This is a genomic window from Duganella sp. AC237 (assembly GCF_979254035.1).
Window position 1 is genome coordinate 4,765,545 of record NZ_CEEDEW010000003.1, and the last position, 15,869, is coordinate 4,781,413.

12 protein-coding genes are annotated in these 15,869 nt (G+C 64.1%); 5 read left to right on the plus strand and 7 right to left on the minus strand.

What is annotated here, in order from left to right; translation table 11 throughout:
* Positions 1–26: 26 nt before the first annotated feature.
* The gene (locus AC0IYS_RS21190; RefSeq protein WP_471707035.1) at positions 27–1,220 is read left to right on the plus strand and encodes an aminotransferase-like domain-containing protein; all 1,194 of its coding nucleotides are present in this window, start codon (positions 27–29) and stop codon (positions 1,218–1,220) included.
* A 315-nt stretch (positions 1,221–1,535) separates the two neighbouring features.
* A complete protein-coding gene (locus AC0IYS_RS21195) occupies positions 1,536–2,894 on the plus strand; it encodes a diguanylate cyclase domain-containing protein (RefSeq protein ID WP_471707036.1) in 1,359 nt (452 codons plus the stop codon).
* Here AC0IYS_RS21195 and AC0IYS_RS21200 read toward each other — a convergent pair.
* Complete coding sequence (locus AC0IYS_RS21200) at positions 2,872–4,071, minus strand: hypothetical protein (protein ID WP_471707037.1); 1,200 nt, start codon at positions 4,069–4,071, stop codon at positions 2,872–2,874. The genes AC0IYS_RS21195 and AC0IYS_RS21200 overlap by 23 nt on opposite strands.
* A 176-nt stretch (positions 4,072–4,247) precedes the next feature.
* On the opposite strand from AC0IYS_RS21200, the gene AC0IYS_RS21205 reads away from it, so the two are divergent.
* Positions 4,248–5,312: an AraC family transcriptional regulator gene (locus AC0IYS_RS21205; RefSeq protein WP_471707038.1), complete on the plus strand. Its 1,065-nt coding sequence runs from the start codon at positions 4,248–4,250 to the stop codon at positions 5,310–5,312.
* Positions 5,313–5,330: 18 nt separating this feature from the next.
* Here AC0IYS_RS21205 and AC0IYS_RS21210 read toward each other — a convergent pair whose 3' ends face one another.
* From AC0IYS_RS21210 to AC0IYS_RS21220, 3 genes are read right to left on the minus strand one after another with little or no spacing between them, the layout of a single operon-like run.
* The gene (locus AC0IYS_RS21210) at positions 5,331–6,206 is read right to left on the minus strand and encodes an SDR family NAD(P)-dependent oxidoreductase (RefSeq protein WP_471707039.1); all 876 of its coding nucleotides are present in this window, start codon (positions 6,204–6,206) and stop codon (positions 5,331–5,333) included.
* Between the two features lie 19 nt (positions 6,207–6,225).
* Positions 6,226–7,743 (minus strand): aldehyde dehydrogenase, encoded by a 1,518-nt coding sequence (locus AC0IYS_RS21215; RefSeq protein ID WP_471707040.1) that lies wholly within the window; start codon positions 7,741–7,743, stop codon positions 6,226–6,228.
* 8 nt (positions 7,744–7,751) lie between these two features.
* Positions 7,752–9,164, minus strand: a complete 1,413-nt coding sequence (locus AC0IYS_RS21220) for a flavin-containing monooxygenase (RefSeq protein ID WP_471707041.1) — start codon at positions 9,162–9,164, stop codon at positions 7,752–7,754.
* A 275-nt stretch (positions 9,165–9,439) separates the two neighbouring features.
* Here AC0IYS_RS21220 and AC0IYS_RS21225 point away from each other — a divergent pair, with 275 nt between their 5' ends.
* A complete protein-coding gene (locus AC0IYS_RS21225; RefSeq protein WP_471707042.1) occupies positions 9,440–11,878 on the plus strand; it encodes a TonB-dependent receptor in 2,439 nt (812 codons plus the stop codon).
* A 4-nt stretch (positions 11,879–11,882) separates the two neighbouring features.
* Here AC0IYS_RS21225 and AC0IYS_RS21230 read toward each other — a convergent pair whose 3' ends face one another.
* On the minus strand, positions 11,883–12,305 hold the full coding sequence (locus tag AC0IYS_RS21230) for a hypothetical protein (protein ID WP_471707043.1): 423 nt from the start codon (positions 12,303–12,305) through the stop codon (positions 11,883–11,885).
* Between the two features lie 168 nt (positions 12,306–12,473).
* On the opposite strand from AC0IYS_RS21230, the gene AC0IYS_RS21235 reads away from it, so the two are divergent.
* Positions 12,474–12,872: a VOC family protein gene (locus tag AC0IYS_RS21235; protein ID WP_471707044.1), complete on the plus strand. Its 399-nt coding sequence runs from the start codon at positions 12,474–12,476 to the stop codon at positions 12,870–12,872.
* A 10-nt stretch (positions 12,873–12,882) separates the two neighbouring features.
* Here the strand turns inward: AC0IYS_RS21235 and AC0IYS_RS21240 are convergent, their stop codons facing one another.
* Positions 12,883–13,083 carry a hypothetical protein gene (locus AC0IYS_RS21240; protein ID WP_471707045.1) on the minus strand — a complete coding sequence of 67 codons (201 nt, stop codon included), beginning with the start codon at positions 13,081–13,083 and terminating at the stop codon, positions 12,883–12,885.
* Positions 13,084–13,136: 53 nt separating this feature from the next.
* On the minus strand, positions 13,137–15,863 hold the full coding sequence (locus tag AC0IYS_RS21245) for a M16 family metallopeptidase (protein WP_471707046.1): 2,727 nt from the start codon (positions 15,861–15,863) through the stop codon (positions 13,137–13,139).
* Positions 15,864–15,869 lie beyond the last annotated feature (6 nt).

Below are 15,869 nucleotides of genomic sequence, written 5' to 3' on the forward strand. Positions count from 1 at the left end.
CGGGGCACACATTGAGTGAGACATGTATGAAAATCGAAAACCCGAACCCGATCCAGTGGCGCTTCTCCGAACGCGCCGACCAGCTGCAATCGTCCTTCATCCGCGAGATCCTGAAGATCACGCAGCAGCCGGAGATCATCTCCTTCGCCGGCGGCCTGCCGTCGCCGCTGACCTTCCCGGTCGACGAAATGAAGATCGCCTTCGACAAGGTCCTCGAGACCAACGGCAAAGTGGCGCTGCAGTACGGCCCGACCGACGGCTACCTGCCGCTGCGCCAGTGGATCGCCGATTCGCTGTCGACCAACGGCGCCAGGATCATCCCTGAACAGGTGTTGATGACGTCCGGCTCGCAGCAGGCGCTGGACCTGCTGGGCAAAGTACTGATCGACGAAGGCAGCCGCGTGCTGGTCGAGACCCCGTCCTACCTGGGCGCGCTGCAGGCCTTCTCGGTCTACCGTCCGGAATTCAAATCGGTCGACACCGACGAACATGGCCTGGTGCCGTCGTCGCTGGACCCGGTCGCCGCCGGCGCGCGCCTGCTGTACGCGCTGCCGAACTTCCAGAACCCGACCGGCCGCACCCTGTCCGTCGAGCGCCGCCTGGAACTGGTCGAGACCTGCGCCCGTCTGGGCTTGCCGCTGATCGAGGACGATCCGTACGGCGCCTTGAGCTACAAGGGCGATCCGCTGCCGAAGATGGTAGCGATGAATCCCGAAGGCGTGATCTACATGGGCTCCTTCTCCAAGGTGCTGACGCCGGGCATCCGCCTGGGCTACGTGGTGGCCCCGCTGCCGCTGGTGCGCCGCCTGGAACTGGCCAAGCAGGCCGCCGACCTGCACACCTCGCAGCTGACGCAGATGGTGGTGCATGAAGTGATCAAGGACGGCTTCCTCGAGCGGCACATCCCGAAAATCCGCACCCTGTACGGCAACCAGTGCCAGGTCATGCTGGATGCGATGGCGCAGTACTTCCCGGCCGGCGTCGAGTGGACCAAGCCCGAAGGCGGCATGTTCATCTGGGTCACGCTGCCGAAGCACATCGACGCCATGAAGCTGCTGGACGAAGCGATCGCCCAGAAGGTCGCCTTCGTACCGGGTTCGCCGTTCTATGCCAATGAACCGGAAACCAACACTTTGCGCCTGTCGTTCGTGACCGTGCCGCCGGAACGCATCCGCACCGGCATCGAGATTCTCGGCAAACTGATCGCCGCCAAGATCTAAAGACACTCGCTGCACCATCCCGTGGGCGGCGTCCGCCGCCCACGCTCCCCTTCTTGTCATCCCCACAAAAAAAAGCACGGTCCCTTCCGCGCATTGGGTCGGCGTCGCTTTCAAGCTTGAAGCGTTCTTCCAAATTCATGCGCTGAATGTTTACATATCAGGCGGGCAACGCGGTATCATTTGATTGATAGTCACTTGGTAAGGCAAGCCTTTGTTCATGCGTGTACAAACTTCCCCAGCTCGCCCCTTGCGCCACCCACCCGCGCGATCGCGGCCCCATGCCGAAACAACCCACCAGGTTAAAGGCGACGCGCAATGAACCCCGTGATTTCCGGATTGTCCACGCGGCGCGATGCCGCCATCCTGATCGTCGACGACGCGCCGGACAATCTCGCCGTGCTGCGCAAGCTGATGGTCGAACAGGGTTATCAAACCTTTGTCGCCACCTCCGGCGAGCGCGCGCTCAAGATCGCGCGCCGCGTCCATCCTGACCTGATACTGCTCGACGTGGTAATGCCCGGCATGGACGGCCTGGAAACCTGCCGCCAGCTCAAAAGCCATACTTCCACGCAGCGCATTCCCGTCATCTTCATGAGTGCCAGGACCGACACCGACGACGTGGTGGCCGGCTTCGACATCGGCGCCGTCGATTACATCGGCAAGCCGCTGCGCATGGCCGAAGTGTGCGCGCGCGTGCGCACGCAGCTGCAAATCCGCAGCAACAGCGAAACCCAGGAAGAACAGGCCGAGCGTCTGCGCACCATCGTCAACAGCATGGCCGAGGGCCTGCTGATCATCGAGGCGGACGGCCGCATCCAGTTCACCAATCCGGCCTGCGACAAACACCTTGGTTACCAGGAGAACGAGCTGGCCGGCCGCGCGATCTCGGAACTGCTCAACCCATTGGTGGCGCAGGAGTACCTGGAATACTTCGCACGCTATGCCGCCTCGCCCGAGATGGCGCACAGCCACGGCACGCGCGAGGTGATCATCCGCCACCGCAACGGCAGTTCGGTGTGCATGGACCTGACGCTGACGCCGATGTACCTGCGCCAGCCGCTGTTCATCGGCCTGCTGCACGACATCACGCACCACAAGCAATCGGAGGACGCGCTGCAGCGCGCCGCCATGGTCGATCCGCTGACGCAGATCGCCAACCGGCGCCACTTCGACAGCTTCCTGGAAAAGGAGTGGCAGCGCTCCATGCGCAGCGGGCAGCCGCTGTCGCTGGTGGTGCTCGACGTCGACCACTTCAAACTGTACAACGACACGCTGGGCCACCCGGCCGGCGACACCTGCCTGCAACGGGTGGCGGCCGCCATCGCCTCGCACGCGCTGCGTCCCACCGACCTGGCGGCGCGCTACGGCGGCGAGGAATTCGTGCTGCTGTTCGCCGAAACCGGCGCCGAGACGGCCGCCATGATGGCCGAGGCGATCCGCGCCCACATCGAATCGCTGGGCATTCCGCACCCGCGCTCGACGACGTCGCAGTGGCTGACCGTCAGCATCGGCGTGGCGACCATCCACCCGCATCAACTGGACAACACCGAATCGCTGTTTGTCGCCGCCGACCGGGCGATGTACGTCGCCAAGGAAGGCGGCCGCAATCAGGTGCGGTCGACCGGCACCGGCGGCGCCGCGCTGGAAGCGGTCAAAGCGCTGGTGATGCGCTGACCCGGCGCGGGCCCCGCAGCGCCTTCAATCCGAGCGGCACGCTGACGGCCAGCGCCAGCATCGAGAACACAATCACCCCCACGCCGCCCGCGTCCTGGAACAGCTCTCCGGCGCCGACTGTGCCCACCGCCACCGCGGCAAACGTCACCACCACCGATTGCGACAGCAAGCTGCCGTCGCGGTCCTGCGCCGAGATGAAGCTGTTCAGCACCGCCATGATGGCGTAGAACGCCATGTTCAACATCAGTTGGCCGGCAAAGAACAGCACCAGGCCATCGGCGGTGAAGAAGCAGGCGACCGACGCGAACATCACCAGCAGCGCGCCCATGACGGTCAGGCCGCGCCGGGCCGCCAGCGCCGGTATCGCCGGCACCACCGCGCCGAAGAAGCCAAGCAGCGACGACACCGCCAGCAACGTCCCTATCGTCGGCAGCGACAGGCCGATACGCTCGCCCTGCAGCGCCGACACCGCCCACACGCCGGCTTGCACGCTGTAGACGCCGACAAACACTCCCCATGCCAGCCATACGCCGGCGCCAACGCGGCGCCGGCCGACTCCCGGCTCGTCGGGCGGCGGCGCGCGAACGGGCACCAGCGCCGGTATGCGCACGGCCGCCACGCCCAGCACCGCCGCCAGCAGCGCAAGGCCGATCCAGATGCCGTCGCCCGCCGCCACATCCGGCAGCAGCGACACCAGCGTGAACACGCCGGCAACGGCCAGCCCCGATAGCAGCAGCACCACGCCCCATAAACGTTCGGCGTCGCGGTGGCAGGCCAGGCAAATGCCGACCATGACGATCATCTGCGCTTCGCAGACGCCGACCACCAGCCGCAGCGCCCCGAACAGCGGTGTAGACAGCGTCAACGCCGTGAGCATCTGGCATAGCGCCAGCAACACCAGCGACACGGCCGTGCATCGGGTCGGCCAGCGGCGCGCCATCGGCGGCAGCAGGATGCAGCCGGCAAGCATGCCGACCATTTCGACGCCGGTCATCAAGGTGGCCTGGCCCTCGTCGAAGTGCAGCCGCGCCATCGTGTTAGTCACCAGCAGCGGCATCATGGTGGTGCCGCCGATGCCCAGCGCCCACGCGGAAGACAGTATCAGGGTTGAACCGGTGGTGGTTTTCGCCGCCGCGGCGTCGATATCGGGCAGGGGCGCTGCGGGTGTGGTGGTCATCGTTGGTCCATGGGTGATGGCGGCACGATTTGCCGTGATTGAAGCATACGACGGATGCCACGGAGGACGGGGCCGAAGCGGCCAAAAACGACACTCCGGCGGCCATTTAGTGCGCATCGACGCGCCGGCCCGTAGATCCTGTGCTAGCCTCGTTCATCAACTTGAAGGATTGGCCCATGCCGGCAAAACCCCACCTCCCCGACGCCGAAGCCGACGTTCCGCCCCATGTGATACGGCAGGTTCTGCAGCTGCTGGCAAGCCGCGGCCATTCGGTCGAAAGGCTGTGCAAGGGGCTGGGGTTCACGCCGGAGAATCTGCGCGACGCCGGGTTCCGCGTCTCCTACCGTCAAACCAGCATGCTGGTGCGGCGCGCCATGCAGCGTTGGGGCGATGCGGCCATGGGCATCGCCACCGGCGCGCGGCAAACGGTGGTGTGCTTTGGCCTGCCCGGCCTGGGCATGCTCACCTGCCCCACCCTCGGCGAGGCGCTACTCTACCTGATCAAGTATCAGCGCGCGGCCGGCACCCTGGTCATCAACGAACTGGCCGTCATCGACGAGCGCAATTTCATGATCGAAGCGGCCACCCGCTTCCACGATCCGGAACTGGAACCGTTTTTTATCGAGGAGATTTTCGTCAGCGGCGTGGAGGTCGCGCGCGCGATGGTGGGCTCGCACGTGCGCCCGTCGCGGCTCGAGCTGCGCTATCCACGCCCGGCCTACGCCAGCGCCTACAGCGAATATTTCCGCTGCCCGGTGGTGTTCAACGCGCCCCTGAATCGCCTGATCTGCGACATGTCCTGGTACCACTGCCCCTTGCCGACGCATGACAGCTTTATGCAGGAAAGCCTGCAGGCGCAGATCGACCAGTTGCTGTCGATCGGCCAGCCGCGCAACGACCTGGTGGAATCGATCATGAACGTGCTGCGCGCCTCCGTCGACGAGATGCCCGGGCTGGCGCAGACCGGAGCGGCGCTCAATATGAGCGAGCGCACGCTGCGCCGCCGTCTGGCCGAATTGGACACGTCCTACCAGCGGCTGGTGGACCAGGTGCGCTACGAGTGCGCGCTCGATCTGCTAAGGCGCAGCGCGATGCCGCTGGTCGATATCGCGATGGCGACCGGCTTCACCGACGCCCGCAACTTCCGCCGCGCTTTCAAGCGCTGGTCCGGCATCCTGCCCAACCAGATAAGGCAAGGCGTGCCCGCCCCGCGGTTGCTGATACCGGAGCGGGCGGATTAAAATGCAGGCCCACGACCGTCAGGGAAGCTCCCACTTTCCGGCGCGCAGCACCACCAGGCCGCGCCGGCGCAGCGACTCCAGATAGCGCGCATGGCCGCGCACCCCTTTTTTGCGGAATAGCGGTATCAGCTTGGGCAGCATGTTCGGCACCAGCATCGCCAGCCTGACCGTCCATGACTCGCTGACACGCGGATAGCGCTCCAGGCATGGGCTGTCGAGCATCCGCATGACCTGGCGGGCGACATCCTCCGGCTGCTGCGGCGGATCCATGAACTGCAGCGTGTTGCCGCCGTCGATCGCCTCGCGCATCAGCATCTGCGTCTCGGTCGCCGATGGCAGCACGCTGCCGACATGCACGCCGTGCCGCTCGCGGTCCAGGCCCAGGCACAGCATGGCGCCGCGCAGGCCGAACTTGGTGGCCGAGTAGATACCCGTTTCCGGCAAGGGGAAGATCCCGCCCAACGAGACGGTATTAATCACCCGGCCGTCACCGGCGCGCTGCAAGTCGCCGAAGGCCAATCGGGTCAGCACGATCGGCGACAGCAGGTTGATATTCAACTCCGCCAGGATGTGATCGACCGAGCGCTCCTCGAAATGCCCCGTTCCCGTCATGGCGGCATTGTTGACCAGGATATCGAGCCGGCCGAAGCGCTCCCGGATAAACGCCAGCAAGGAAGGCAGTTTATTCAAGTCGTCCAGGTCGACCCGCACACCCACCGCCCCCGGCCCCAGCTCCGCCGTCGCCCGGTCCAGCGCCGCCTGGTCGCGGTCGGCCAGCACGCAGGTGATGCCACGCTCGATGAAGCCACGGCAGATCGCCCGCCCGATGCCGCCCGCGCCGCCGGTGACCAGGGCCACGCGCCCCTCCCGGCCGGAGTTGGTTGTTATCGCCATATGTATTCCTCTTGTGGTGTTAGTTGTTTTTATGGCCGGCCGCGCCCAGCTGCATCCAGATGGTCTTGGTCTCGGTGTACTGGTCGTGCGCCAGCAGCGATTTTTCGCGTCCCCCGAAGCCGGATTCCTTGTAGCCGCCGAACGGCACGCCGGTATCGCCTTCCGAAAAACAGTTGATCGACACGGTGCCGGCGCGGATCGACTTGGCCACCCCGTGCGCCGAATCCAGATTGCTGGTGTAGACCGACGACGCCAGGCCGTAGCTGGTGTCATTGGCAATGGCCACGCCCTGCGCCAGGTCGTCGAACGCCATCACCGACAGCACAGGACCGAATATCTCCTCGCGCGCGATCGTCATCGACGCCAGCACGCCGTCGAAAATGGTCGGTTCGACAAAGCTGCCGCCGCTGTCCAGGCGCACCTGGGCGCCGCCGTGCACCAGCCGCGCGCCCTGCTCCCGGCCGCCGGCGATATACCCCAGCACACGTTGCATGTGTCCAGGCTCGATCAATGCGCCGACACGGGTGGCCGGATCGAGCGGGTCGCCGACAATCCACTCGTCGAAGGCGCGCTTGACCTCCTCCAGCAGCTCGTCCTTGCGCGAGCGGTGGACGATCAGGCGCGAACCGGCGCTGCAATTCTCACCCTGGCAAAATAGCGCGCCAGTGGCGACCTGCTGCGCCACACGGGGCAAATCGAAGGCGTCGGCCAGCACCAGCGCAGGGCTCTTGCCGCCGCATTCCAGCACCACCCGCTTCAGGTTGGACTCGGCCGAGTACTTCAGGAACAGCCGCCCCACCTCGCCCGAACCGGTGAAGCTGACGCAGTCGATGTCGCGGTGCCGGCCCATGGCCTGGCCCACGGTCTCGCCATAACCCGGCACGATATTGAGAACGCCATCGGGAATGCCCGCCTCCAGCGCCAGGCGGCCCAGCATCAGCGCGGTCAAGGTGGTCTGTTCGGCGGGCTTGATGACGATCGAGTTGCCGCTGCCGAGAGAGGGGCCGATCTTCCATCCCGCCAGGTAGAGCGGGAAATTCCATGGCAGGACCGCGCCCACCACGCCGATCGGTTCGCGCACGATCATCGCCACCACGTCCGGCGCGGTCGGCGCCACCTGGTCGTACAGTTTGTCGGCCGCCTCGGCGTGCCAGCGCAGGCTCTCGATCATGTCCGGCAGGTCGGCGGACAGCGCGTCGCGTATCGGCTTGCCCGAGTCCAGGCTCTCCATCAGCGCCAGCGTTTCCAGATTGGCCTCGACCAGGTCCGCCAATCGCAGCAGCACCTTTTTGCGATGCTTGGGCGACGCCCGCGACCAGCCGCCATCGTCGAAGGCGCGCCGCGCCGCCGCGACCGCCAAGTCTACATCGGCCTCGCCGCAGCTGACGATGTTCGCCAGATGGGCGCCGTTGGCGGGATTGACGGTGTCCAGGCGATTGCCGGAGATGGCGTCGACGAAGCGTCCGCCGATCAGCGCACGGGTTTCGAAATCGAGGCCGGCGGCCCGTCCTCGGTAGTACTGCAAAGTCTTATCCATGTCCGTCCTTAAGCCGCCGCGCGCAAGCCGGCCGACGACCGCGCGGCCGCCACGCTGGTGCGCAGATTGTCGTAATAGGACTCGCTCAATTCCGGCCAGCCCATTTTCTTGCGCAGACGCTTCAGATACGACTTGAGCGCGTGCGCCTCCAGATAAACCTCGTGCCGCTGCGACTTGACGAATTTCAGTCCGCCCGACAGATCCGGATCGTCGCTGGCGATGAGCGCGTCGAAAGGGCTGGCCTTGCCGGGGTTGTCCAGCTGGTCGCGCAGGTAGGCGGCGATCATGAAGGCCTCGGTGTCGAACAGCTTGTAGGCGCTGGAGTTGGTTTCGACATAGCCGATGCCGAACAGGTTGCGGTGGTCGCGGCTGAACATCGACAGGTAAAGCTGAGGCCTGCCGCCGCGCCACTCGAAGTATTCGCCGGCGTATTTGCAGCTCCACTTGTAGCCGGTGGCGTAGATCACCAGATCGAGCGCCTCGCGGCTGCCGTCCTTGAACACGACGTCGTCGCCGTCGTAGTGCGAGATATCCGGCTTGACCGCGATGTTCCCGTGCTGAAGATTGTGCAGCAACTGGGAGTTGAGCAGCGGATGGCTCTCGAACAGGCGATGATCCGGCTTGGGCAGGCCGAAGCGCGTCAGATCGCCGGTGAACATTTTCAGCAGCACGCTCATGACCGGCCGCGCGATCCAGATCGGCAGCGGCGGGCCGCTCTCGCCCACCTGGTCGGCGGGAAGACCGAACAAATGCTTGGGGATGAAGTGGTAGCCGCGCCGCATGCTGATGAAAGCCTTGTCGGCGCGGGTGGCGGCGTCGCAGGCGATGTCCGCGCCGGAATTGCCCGCGCCGACGATCATCACCCGCTTGCCCTTGAATTCATCGCTGCTCTTGAAGGTGACCGAGTGGCGTATCTCGCCGTTGAAATGGCCTTTGATCTCGGGCATGTTGGGGTCCCAGTTGCAGCCGGTGGCGCAGATGACGGCCAGGTAGCGCCGCCGGCCGCCGTCGCCCAAGGTCACCACCCACTTGCCGTCTGATTCCTTGCGCACGTCCCGCACCGGGCTATTGAAGCGGATCGCCTCGCGCAGGCCGAAGGCATCGGCATAGCTGCGCACATAGCTTAATATTTGCTGGTTGGTCGGATAGTCGGGATAGGACTTCGGCATCGGAAAACCGATGAAGCCCGACAGGTCGCGCGACGAGATGAAGTGCGCCGATTCGTAAATCGGACTGCCGGGATTGTGCATGTCCCAGATGCCGCCAACGTCCGAGTGGCGCTCGAACTGCTCGTACGGCAGCTTCATTCCTTTCAGGGCGCGGGCGGCGGACAGGCCGCCGGGCCCCGCGCCGATCACGCAGACGGCGTTGCCGCAATCAATAATCTGGTCTGTCCGCTCTTGTACCCGTTCTTGTCCCATCTTGGTCTCCTGTCGTTGTGTTGTGCGAACCCATTGTGCGAACCCATTGTGCAAACAAAGTGGCCGCCGCACGGGGGCCAAAGGGACAGGCAGGGAGCATTTCCGGCCAACGCCGCCGTTCGGGCGGTCACGCAACACCGGGGCCTGTTTGGCCATACCGGCGTCCTCCGGTGTCCGATCCGGCCCCTCTGCCGGCACGGCGCGCGACTACATTCGATGACAGAAGCTTAAAAAAAGACCAATCCATAAGACCAAACATAACAACGGGAGATATCGTGAAGACAAACGAAAAACAGCCGCCGTACCACCGCAACGTTGCCTTGCGCACGCTGGCGCGCAGCATCGCCGTGGCATTTGCCGGCACCGCCGCCGTGCCCCTCGGCGCGCTGGCGCAGGACGACATACAGAAGGTGGTCGTCACCGCGCAATCGCGGTCGCAATCGGCGCAGGAGGTGCCGATCTCGATGGAGGTCGTAACGGCCAAGGACATCCGTAACCTCGGCGCGAAGAACCTCGGCGATTTGAACGGCTATCTTCCCGGCCTGGAGGTGGAAGCGACCCAGCCCACGCAGCCGATCTTCGGCATACGCGGCGTGCAGGCGGGCGACTTCGGCATCGGCACCGACATGCCGGTCGGGATCTATGTGGACGGGGTCTATACCGGCAAGACCGGCGGCGCGCTGATGAACTTCATCGATATCCAGCGCGTGGAAGTGCTCAAGGGGCCGCAAGGGACGCTGTTTGGCCGTAACAGCGCCGCCGGCGCGATCTCCGTCGTCACCAACGAGCCGGATCAGACGTTCGACATGAACGGCCACCTGAAAATCGGCGAATACGGCCGCGTCAATGCGGATGCGATGGTGAACTTGCCGCTGGCGGACAACACGGCGGCGCGCCTGGTCTTCGTCCGCGCCGAAAGCGACGGGTGGGTGCGCAACGCCACCACCGGCGAGCGTACCGCCGGCGACAAGTCCTGGGCCGCGCGGCTCTCGCTCAAGCACAAGACGGGCGATGCGACATTGAACCTGACCGTGGAACACGAGCAGCTGCGCCAGAAAGGCTGGCCGGCTTTCGGCGTGGTCAAGGACCCGGCGCTGCCGTTCGCCGGCTTCACGGGCGCCTACGACGCCGCCTATGTGGCCAACTTCGTCGATCCGCGCAAGGGGCCGCTGGAGAACGACACCGGCGGCAGCGAGCGCCGCACCTTCGATGGCGCCAGCCTGCGCGCCGAACTGCCGCTGAACGGCCTCACGCTACGCTCGATCACCGCCTACCGCACCTTCTCCACCTACAACCTGACCGACAACGACGGCACCGCGCGCAGCGATTTCTCCCTGGCGAACACGGATCAAAAGAAGGCCTACAACTGGCAGCAGGAATTCAAGCTGTCCGGTAAGACCGAGCACCTGGACTGGATCGCCGGCGCCAGCTTCTACGACAACCGCGAGCGGCAATCCTCGACCGCCCTGCTCAATACAGCGACCCTGGACAACGTCAGCCTGCTCGGTGGCGGCAACGCCGACCTGGCAAACCTGTTCGGCGCGCTGGGACAGGCCGGCATTCCCGGGGTCGACGCGTCGTCGAATTTTCCGTGGGGCGAAACCACCCACAACTACCTCAGGACGCGCGCCTTCTCGGTCTACCAGGACGTGATCTGGCACGCCACGCCGTCCACCAACCTGACCCTGGGCCTGCGCTGGAGCCGCGACCGCAAGAACATGGAGTGGCACGTGCCGGGGCGCGAGTCGGCAGCGCTGGACGCCCTGCTCAACACCTACGGTCCCCTGGCGGGGCTGAACGCCTCCGCGCTGCCGTCGAACCAGATCTTCTATGCGGCCGGACAGCTGGCGGCGACGCCGGTCCATTCGACCAAAAGCTGGACCGACTGGAGCCCGCGCCTGGTGCTGGATCATAAATTGACGCCGGACCTGTTGCTGTTCGCATCCCTGTCCAAAGGCTACCAGGCCGGCGGTTTCAATGTCTTTACGCCGCCGAATGCGGCGTCGGCCAACGCCAAAGAGCGCGACCCGAGCTACGATCCCGAGAAAATGACCAATCTGGAACTGGGCTTCAAGCTGTATGCCCCCTCGATCAAGGCCACGCTCAACGGCTCCGTGTTCGCCTACCGCTTCAAGAACCTGCAGGACATCAAACTAGGCGGCACCGGCCCCATACCGACCTACAATGTGGTCAACAGCGACCAGCAGGCCAAGGGACTCGATCTCGATGGCCGCATACGGGTATCGCCGAACCTGACGCTGTTCGCGGGACTGGAGCTGATCGACCAGACCTATAAGCGTTACCGCACCGCCGACGACAGCGGCGCGGTGCTGGACCTGTCGGGCCAAACGGTCGGCACGCCCACCTTCAACGGCATGGGCGGCGTCAACGCCAGCTGGGAGGCGCTGGGTGGCCGGATCAGCACCACCCTGCAGGGCACCTATCAGAGCAAGGCGCGCTGCAACGACGACACGCGCGCGCTGCAATGCCTGAACGCGCCGGCCTTCCGCACCGGCGAGGCGCGCGGCAAGGCCGACTTCCGCCTCGGCTGGGACAACGCCAACGGCAAATTCGGCATCGCCCTGCTGGTGAATAACCTGTTCGACAAACAGTATGTGCACACGCTCGACGGCCAAACCAAGCCATTCGGCCTGCCGTATGCCATCGTCACGCCGCCGCGCACCGTCTCGCTGGAGTTAAGGCTCAGCCTGTAGGCCTTCAGATGGCGCTGCCCTTGACCCGCACGAAGGGGCCGATGCAGCGCTCCATGCTGCGCTCCACGCACATCAGGAACATGTCGCCGCCGGGATGGAACAGCAGGTAGTTGGTGACCGAACGCCCCGGCTTGGTGATCTGGCCGGCGCAATCGGGCTTGCCGTTATCCTTGACGAGGGTGTCGACCGACTTGTAGAAGCCCTGCTTGTCCGGCTGGTCGGCGATGACAAAGGTGGACTCGGCCACCTCCTCGTGGCTGAACACCAGCGTGCTGCCGTCGGCCCGCACGCGGTAGGTCTCGCTGCATGCGCCGTCGGGCAGCGTGATTTTCCAGAGGCCGATGTACGGATGATCGCCCCGCAACGGCGCGGCGCTTGCCGTCATCGGCGCGCCGGCTAGCGCCACCGTGCCAGTGAACGCGGCCATCGCGGCCATCCTGAAAAGAGATCCCCTCGTCATCGCATCCCCCGCGCCGGTTTATTTGCCATTTAGTCTATTAAAGCATAAACGGCCCGGCGATCTTCTGGCGCGCCGCTGAAAGCTCGTTTCCCCGCGTATATAATTATCGAATTGATACGCAACCGTGGGGAACGAATGCTATCGCATGTCTACGTCGGCACCAACGATTTTGAAGCGGCGTTCGGATTTTACGGCGCGGTGATGGAGACGCTTGACACGCGCCTGCGCTTCAGCGATCCGGCCAAGCCGTGGGCGGCGTGGATGCCGGCCGAAGGTGGAAGGCCTCTGTTCATCATCGGCAAACCGTACGACGGCCAGACGGCGGGGTGCGGCAACGGCCAGATGATCGCCCTGATGGCGCCATCGCGCGAGGCGGTCGACCGCGCATACACTGCCGCATTGACGCATGGGGGCCGGTGCGAAGGGCCTCCGGGACTGCGTCCGCAGTACCACGACAACTACTATGGCGCCTACTTCCGCGACCCGGAGGGGAATAAACTGGGCGTCGTGTGCCACGACGCCGTGGGTCTTTAATACAAAATACTCAGGCCAAAGCCTCCTTGGCCGCTTCCTCGGGCGTCAGGCCGTCATAGAACTGGTCGGTGAACCATTCGACCTGCTCTTCGATGTGATCCTGCGCCTGTTCCACTGTCGCGCCACCTTTGACAAGGAAACCCTCAACCTCGATACACCAGTTGATCAACTCCAGGGTTTCCGGATCCAGCTCTTCCTTTTTCTTTGCCATGATTTACCTCTACATCGGGTGGGTACGAGCCTCCAGTGTAACAGGCGCCAAGCTTACTTCTCGGGGTACAGCACCACCTGGACGTAATTATTCATGTCGAAGTAGCGCTTGGCCGCCTCCTTCAGATCCGACGGCTTGAGCGCCTGCACGCGCTCCTCGTACTTGAGGATGTCCTCGGGATTGCTGTTGTTGAAAAAGGCATTTTGCAGGGACGCCATCCAGTAGCCGTTCTCGCGCATGCCCTTTTGATACCCTTTGAGCCAGGCGGATTTGACCTTGTTCAGGTCCGCCTCGTCGGCGCCGTCCTGCTTGATTTTCTCGATCTCGGCAAAGGTCGCGGCGATCACCTTGTCGACGTTCTCCGGCGCGCAAGGCAGGTTGGCGCTGATCGAATAGTTCCCGTACGGGAGGCGGTTCAGCGAGCCGTGCATGCCGCCGCTGTAGATGACGCCCATCTTCTCGCGAAGCACCTCGATCAGTTTGATGTTGAGCACCTCGATCAGCGCCTGCATGCGCATGCGCTCCTCGCGCGAGTATTTGGCCTCCCCCGTAAACGACAGCGAAATGGTGCTCTTCGGATCGGCGCCTGCGCGCACCTCTTTCTTGACCACGCCGCGCACCGGACGCACACCTTCATCCTTGAAGGCCACCGGGATCTCGCCGGTCGGCAGGCTGGCCAGGTAGGTCGCGACCAGCGGCTTGATTTTCTCCACATCGAAGCTGCCGACAATGAAGAAGGTGAAATCGCGCGCGCTGGACAGACGGCTCTTGTAGATCTCCATCACGCGATCGAGCGACAGCTGGTCGAAATCGGCCGGCTTGGCCGCGCGCAGCACGCGCGGACTGTTGTTGTAGATGGTCGCGGTGATCGTATCGTAGAACACCGACTCCGGCCGCGCCATATTGTTCTGCGCCAGTTCGCGCTGGCGGTCCACATAGGCGCTGTAGATGGCGGCATCCTTGCGCGGCTGCGTCATCTGCAGATAGGCCAGCTGCAGCATCGATTCGATATCGTCGCTGCCGGAACCGCCGGACACCGACTCGTTGAGCGAACTGACGCTGGCCTGGGAACTGACGCTTTTCCCGGCCAGGACCTTTACCACGTCGTTCGGCGTGTAATTCAATATGCCCATCTGGCCGACGATGCTGCTCGCGTAGTGGGCCGCGAAGACATCCTTGTCGTCGAACAGCGACCAGCCGCCGTAGCGCAGGCCCGCCATCATCACCTGGTCGTTATTGAAGTCGGTGGGCTTGAGCACCACCTTGACGCCATTGCTCAACACCAGCTCCGTGGTGCCGATCTTCTCATTGAAGGTCTGCTTGACGATGGTGCCCGGCTTCGGCAGGACCGGCATCAGCTGGTTCGAGTAGACCTTCTCCTCCTGCGCCTTGACGCTGATTTTTTCGGCTGCGTTGGCGATCGCCACCAGGTCGGCCGCCTTCGGTGTCGCCACGCCGGGCTTGTCGACGCCCGTGTAGATCACCAGTTTGCTCTGGTTGTCCGGGATCGCCACCTTGACGGCCGCATTCACCTCCGACAGCGAGATCTCCGGAATCAGCTCGCGCGCATAGCGGTATTCGGCGGCGATGCCCGGGATGGTTTCGTCTTCGAGGAAATGGCGGATATATTCGGCCGCGTAGCCGGACGAATCGGATTTGTCACGCTCGTTGTACAGATTCTCGTAGGTGCGCAGGATGCCTTTCTTGGCCCGTTCCACTTCGGAGGCGGTAAAGCCGTACTGGCGGGCGCGCTCGTCCTCTTCCACCAACGCGTTGATGGCGGGCGTCACGCCGCCCTTGCCCAGCACCGCGCCGGCGCCGAATGAACGGTAGCCGCGCACGATCTTGTTCATGCCGCTGCCGCCTTGCAGGAACGGCGGATTGGCCTGCTGCGTCAACTCGTACATGCGCTGACTGAGGATAAAGCTGTACAGGTTCTCGATCAGCTTCTGGCGATAGTCGGCCAGCGTCACCCCGGCCGGCCAGGGCTGGATCGGATAGCGGATATAGACGGAGTTATTGCTGACTTCCTTGTCGGTGAAGACGATGCCTTCCGACTCCTGGCGCTCGGGGATCCTGGCATATTCGCGCGGACGCGGATTCGCCGGATTCTTCAATTTGCCGAAATGCTGTTCGATCAGCTTCTGCGCCGCTTCCGGCTCGATATCGCCGACCACCACCACCGCCATCAGGTCCGGACGATACCAGTCGCGGTAGAAGCGCTTGATGGCGTCGTACTTGAAGCTCTTGATAATGTCTTCCTTACCGATCGGCATGCGCTGCGCATAGCGCGAGCCATTCAGCACCTTCGGCAGCACCACCTTGTTCATGCGGTCGTCCACGCCCTTGCCCATGCGGAGCTCTTCAAGCACGATGCCCCGTTCGCTGTCGATGTCGGCGTTGTTGAAGGACAGGCCGTGCGCCCAATCCTCCAGCACCTGGAAGCCCTGCTCGACGGTCTCCTTTTTATCGGTCGGTATCGGCAGGATGTAGACGGTTTCGTCGAAGCTGGTATACGCGTTCAAATCGGCGCCGAACTTGACCCCGATCGACTGCAGATACGATACCAGCTCGTTGCGCTTGAAATTGCTGGAGCCGTTGAAGGCCATGTGCTCGGTGAAGTGGGCCAGGCCTTGCTGGTCGTCGTCCTCCAGGATCGAACCGGCTTTGACGACCAGCCGCAGTTCCAGCTTCTTCTCGGGTCGCGCGTTCTTCTGCACATAATATGTCAGGCCGTTTGCCAGCTTGCCAACCTTGACCTGGGGTCCGATCGGCAGCACGTCGCT

Coding starts and splice junctions, on each gene's coding strand:
- AC0IYS_RS21190 (WP_471707035.1), top strand. CDS start 27: ATGAAAATCGAAAACCCGAACCCGATCCAGTGGCGCTTCTCCGAACGC.
- AC0IYS_RS21195 (WP_471707036.1), top strand. CDS start 1,536: ATGAACCCCGTGATTTCCGGATTGTCCACGCGGCGCGATGCCGCCATC.
- AC0IYS_RS21200 (WP_471707037.1), bottom strand. CDS start 4,071: ATGACCACCACACCCGCAGCGCCCCTGCCCGATATCGACGCCGCGGCG.
- AC0IYS_RS21205 (WP_471707038.1), top strand. CDS start 4,248: ATGCCGGCAAAACCCCACCTCCCCGACGCCGAAGCCGACGTTCCGCCC.
- AC0IYS_RS21210 (WP_471707039.1), bottom strand. CDS start 6,206: ATGGCGATAACAACCAACTCCGGCCGGGAGGGGCGCGTGGCCCTGGTC.
- AC0IYS_RS21215 (WP_471707040.1), bottom strand. CDS start 7,743: ATGGATAAGACTTTGCAGTACTACCGAGGACGGGCCGCCGGCCTCGAT.
- AC0IYS_RS21220 (WP_471707041.1), bottom strand. CDS start 9,164: ATGGGACAAGAACGGGTACAAGAGCGGACAGACCAGATTATTGATTGC.
- AC0IYS_RS21230 (WP_471707043.1), bottom strand. CDS start 12,305: ATGGCCGCGTTCACTGGCACGGTGGCGCTAGCCGGCGCGCCGATGACG.
- AC0IYS_RS21235 (WP_471707044.1), top strand. CDS start 12,474: ATGCTATCGCATGTCTACGTCGGCACCAACGATTTTGAAGCGGCGTTC.
- AC0IYS_RS21240 (WP_471707045.1), bottom strand. CDS start 13,083: ATGGCAAAGAAAAAGGAAGAGCTGGATCCGGAAACCCTGGAGTTGATC.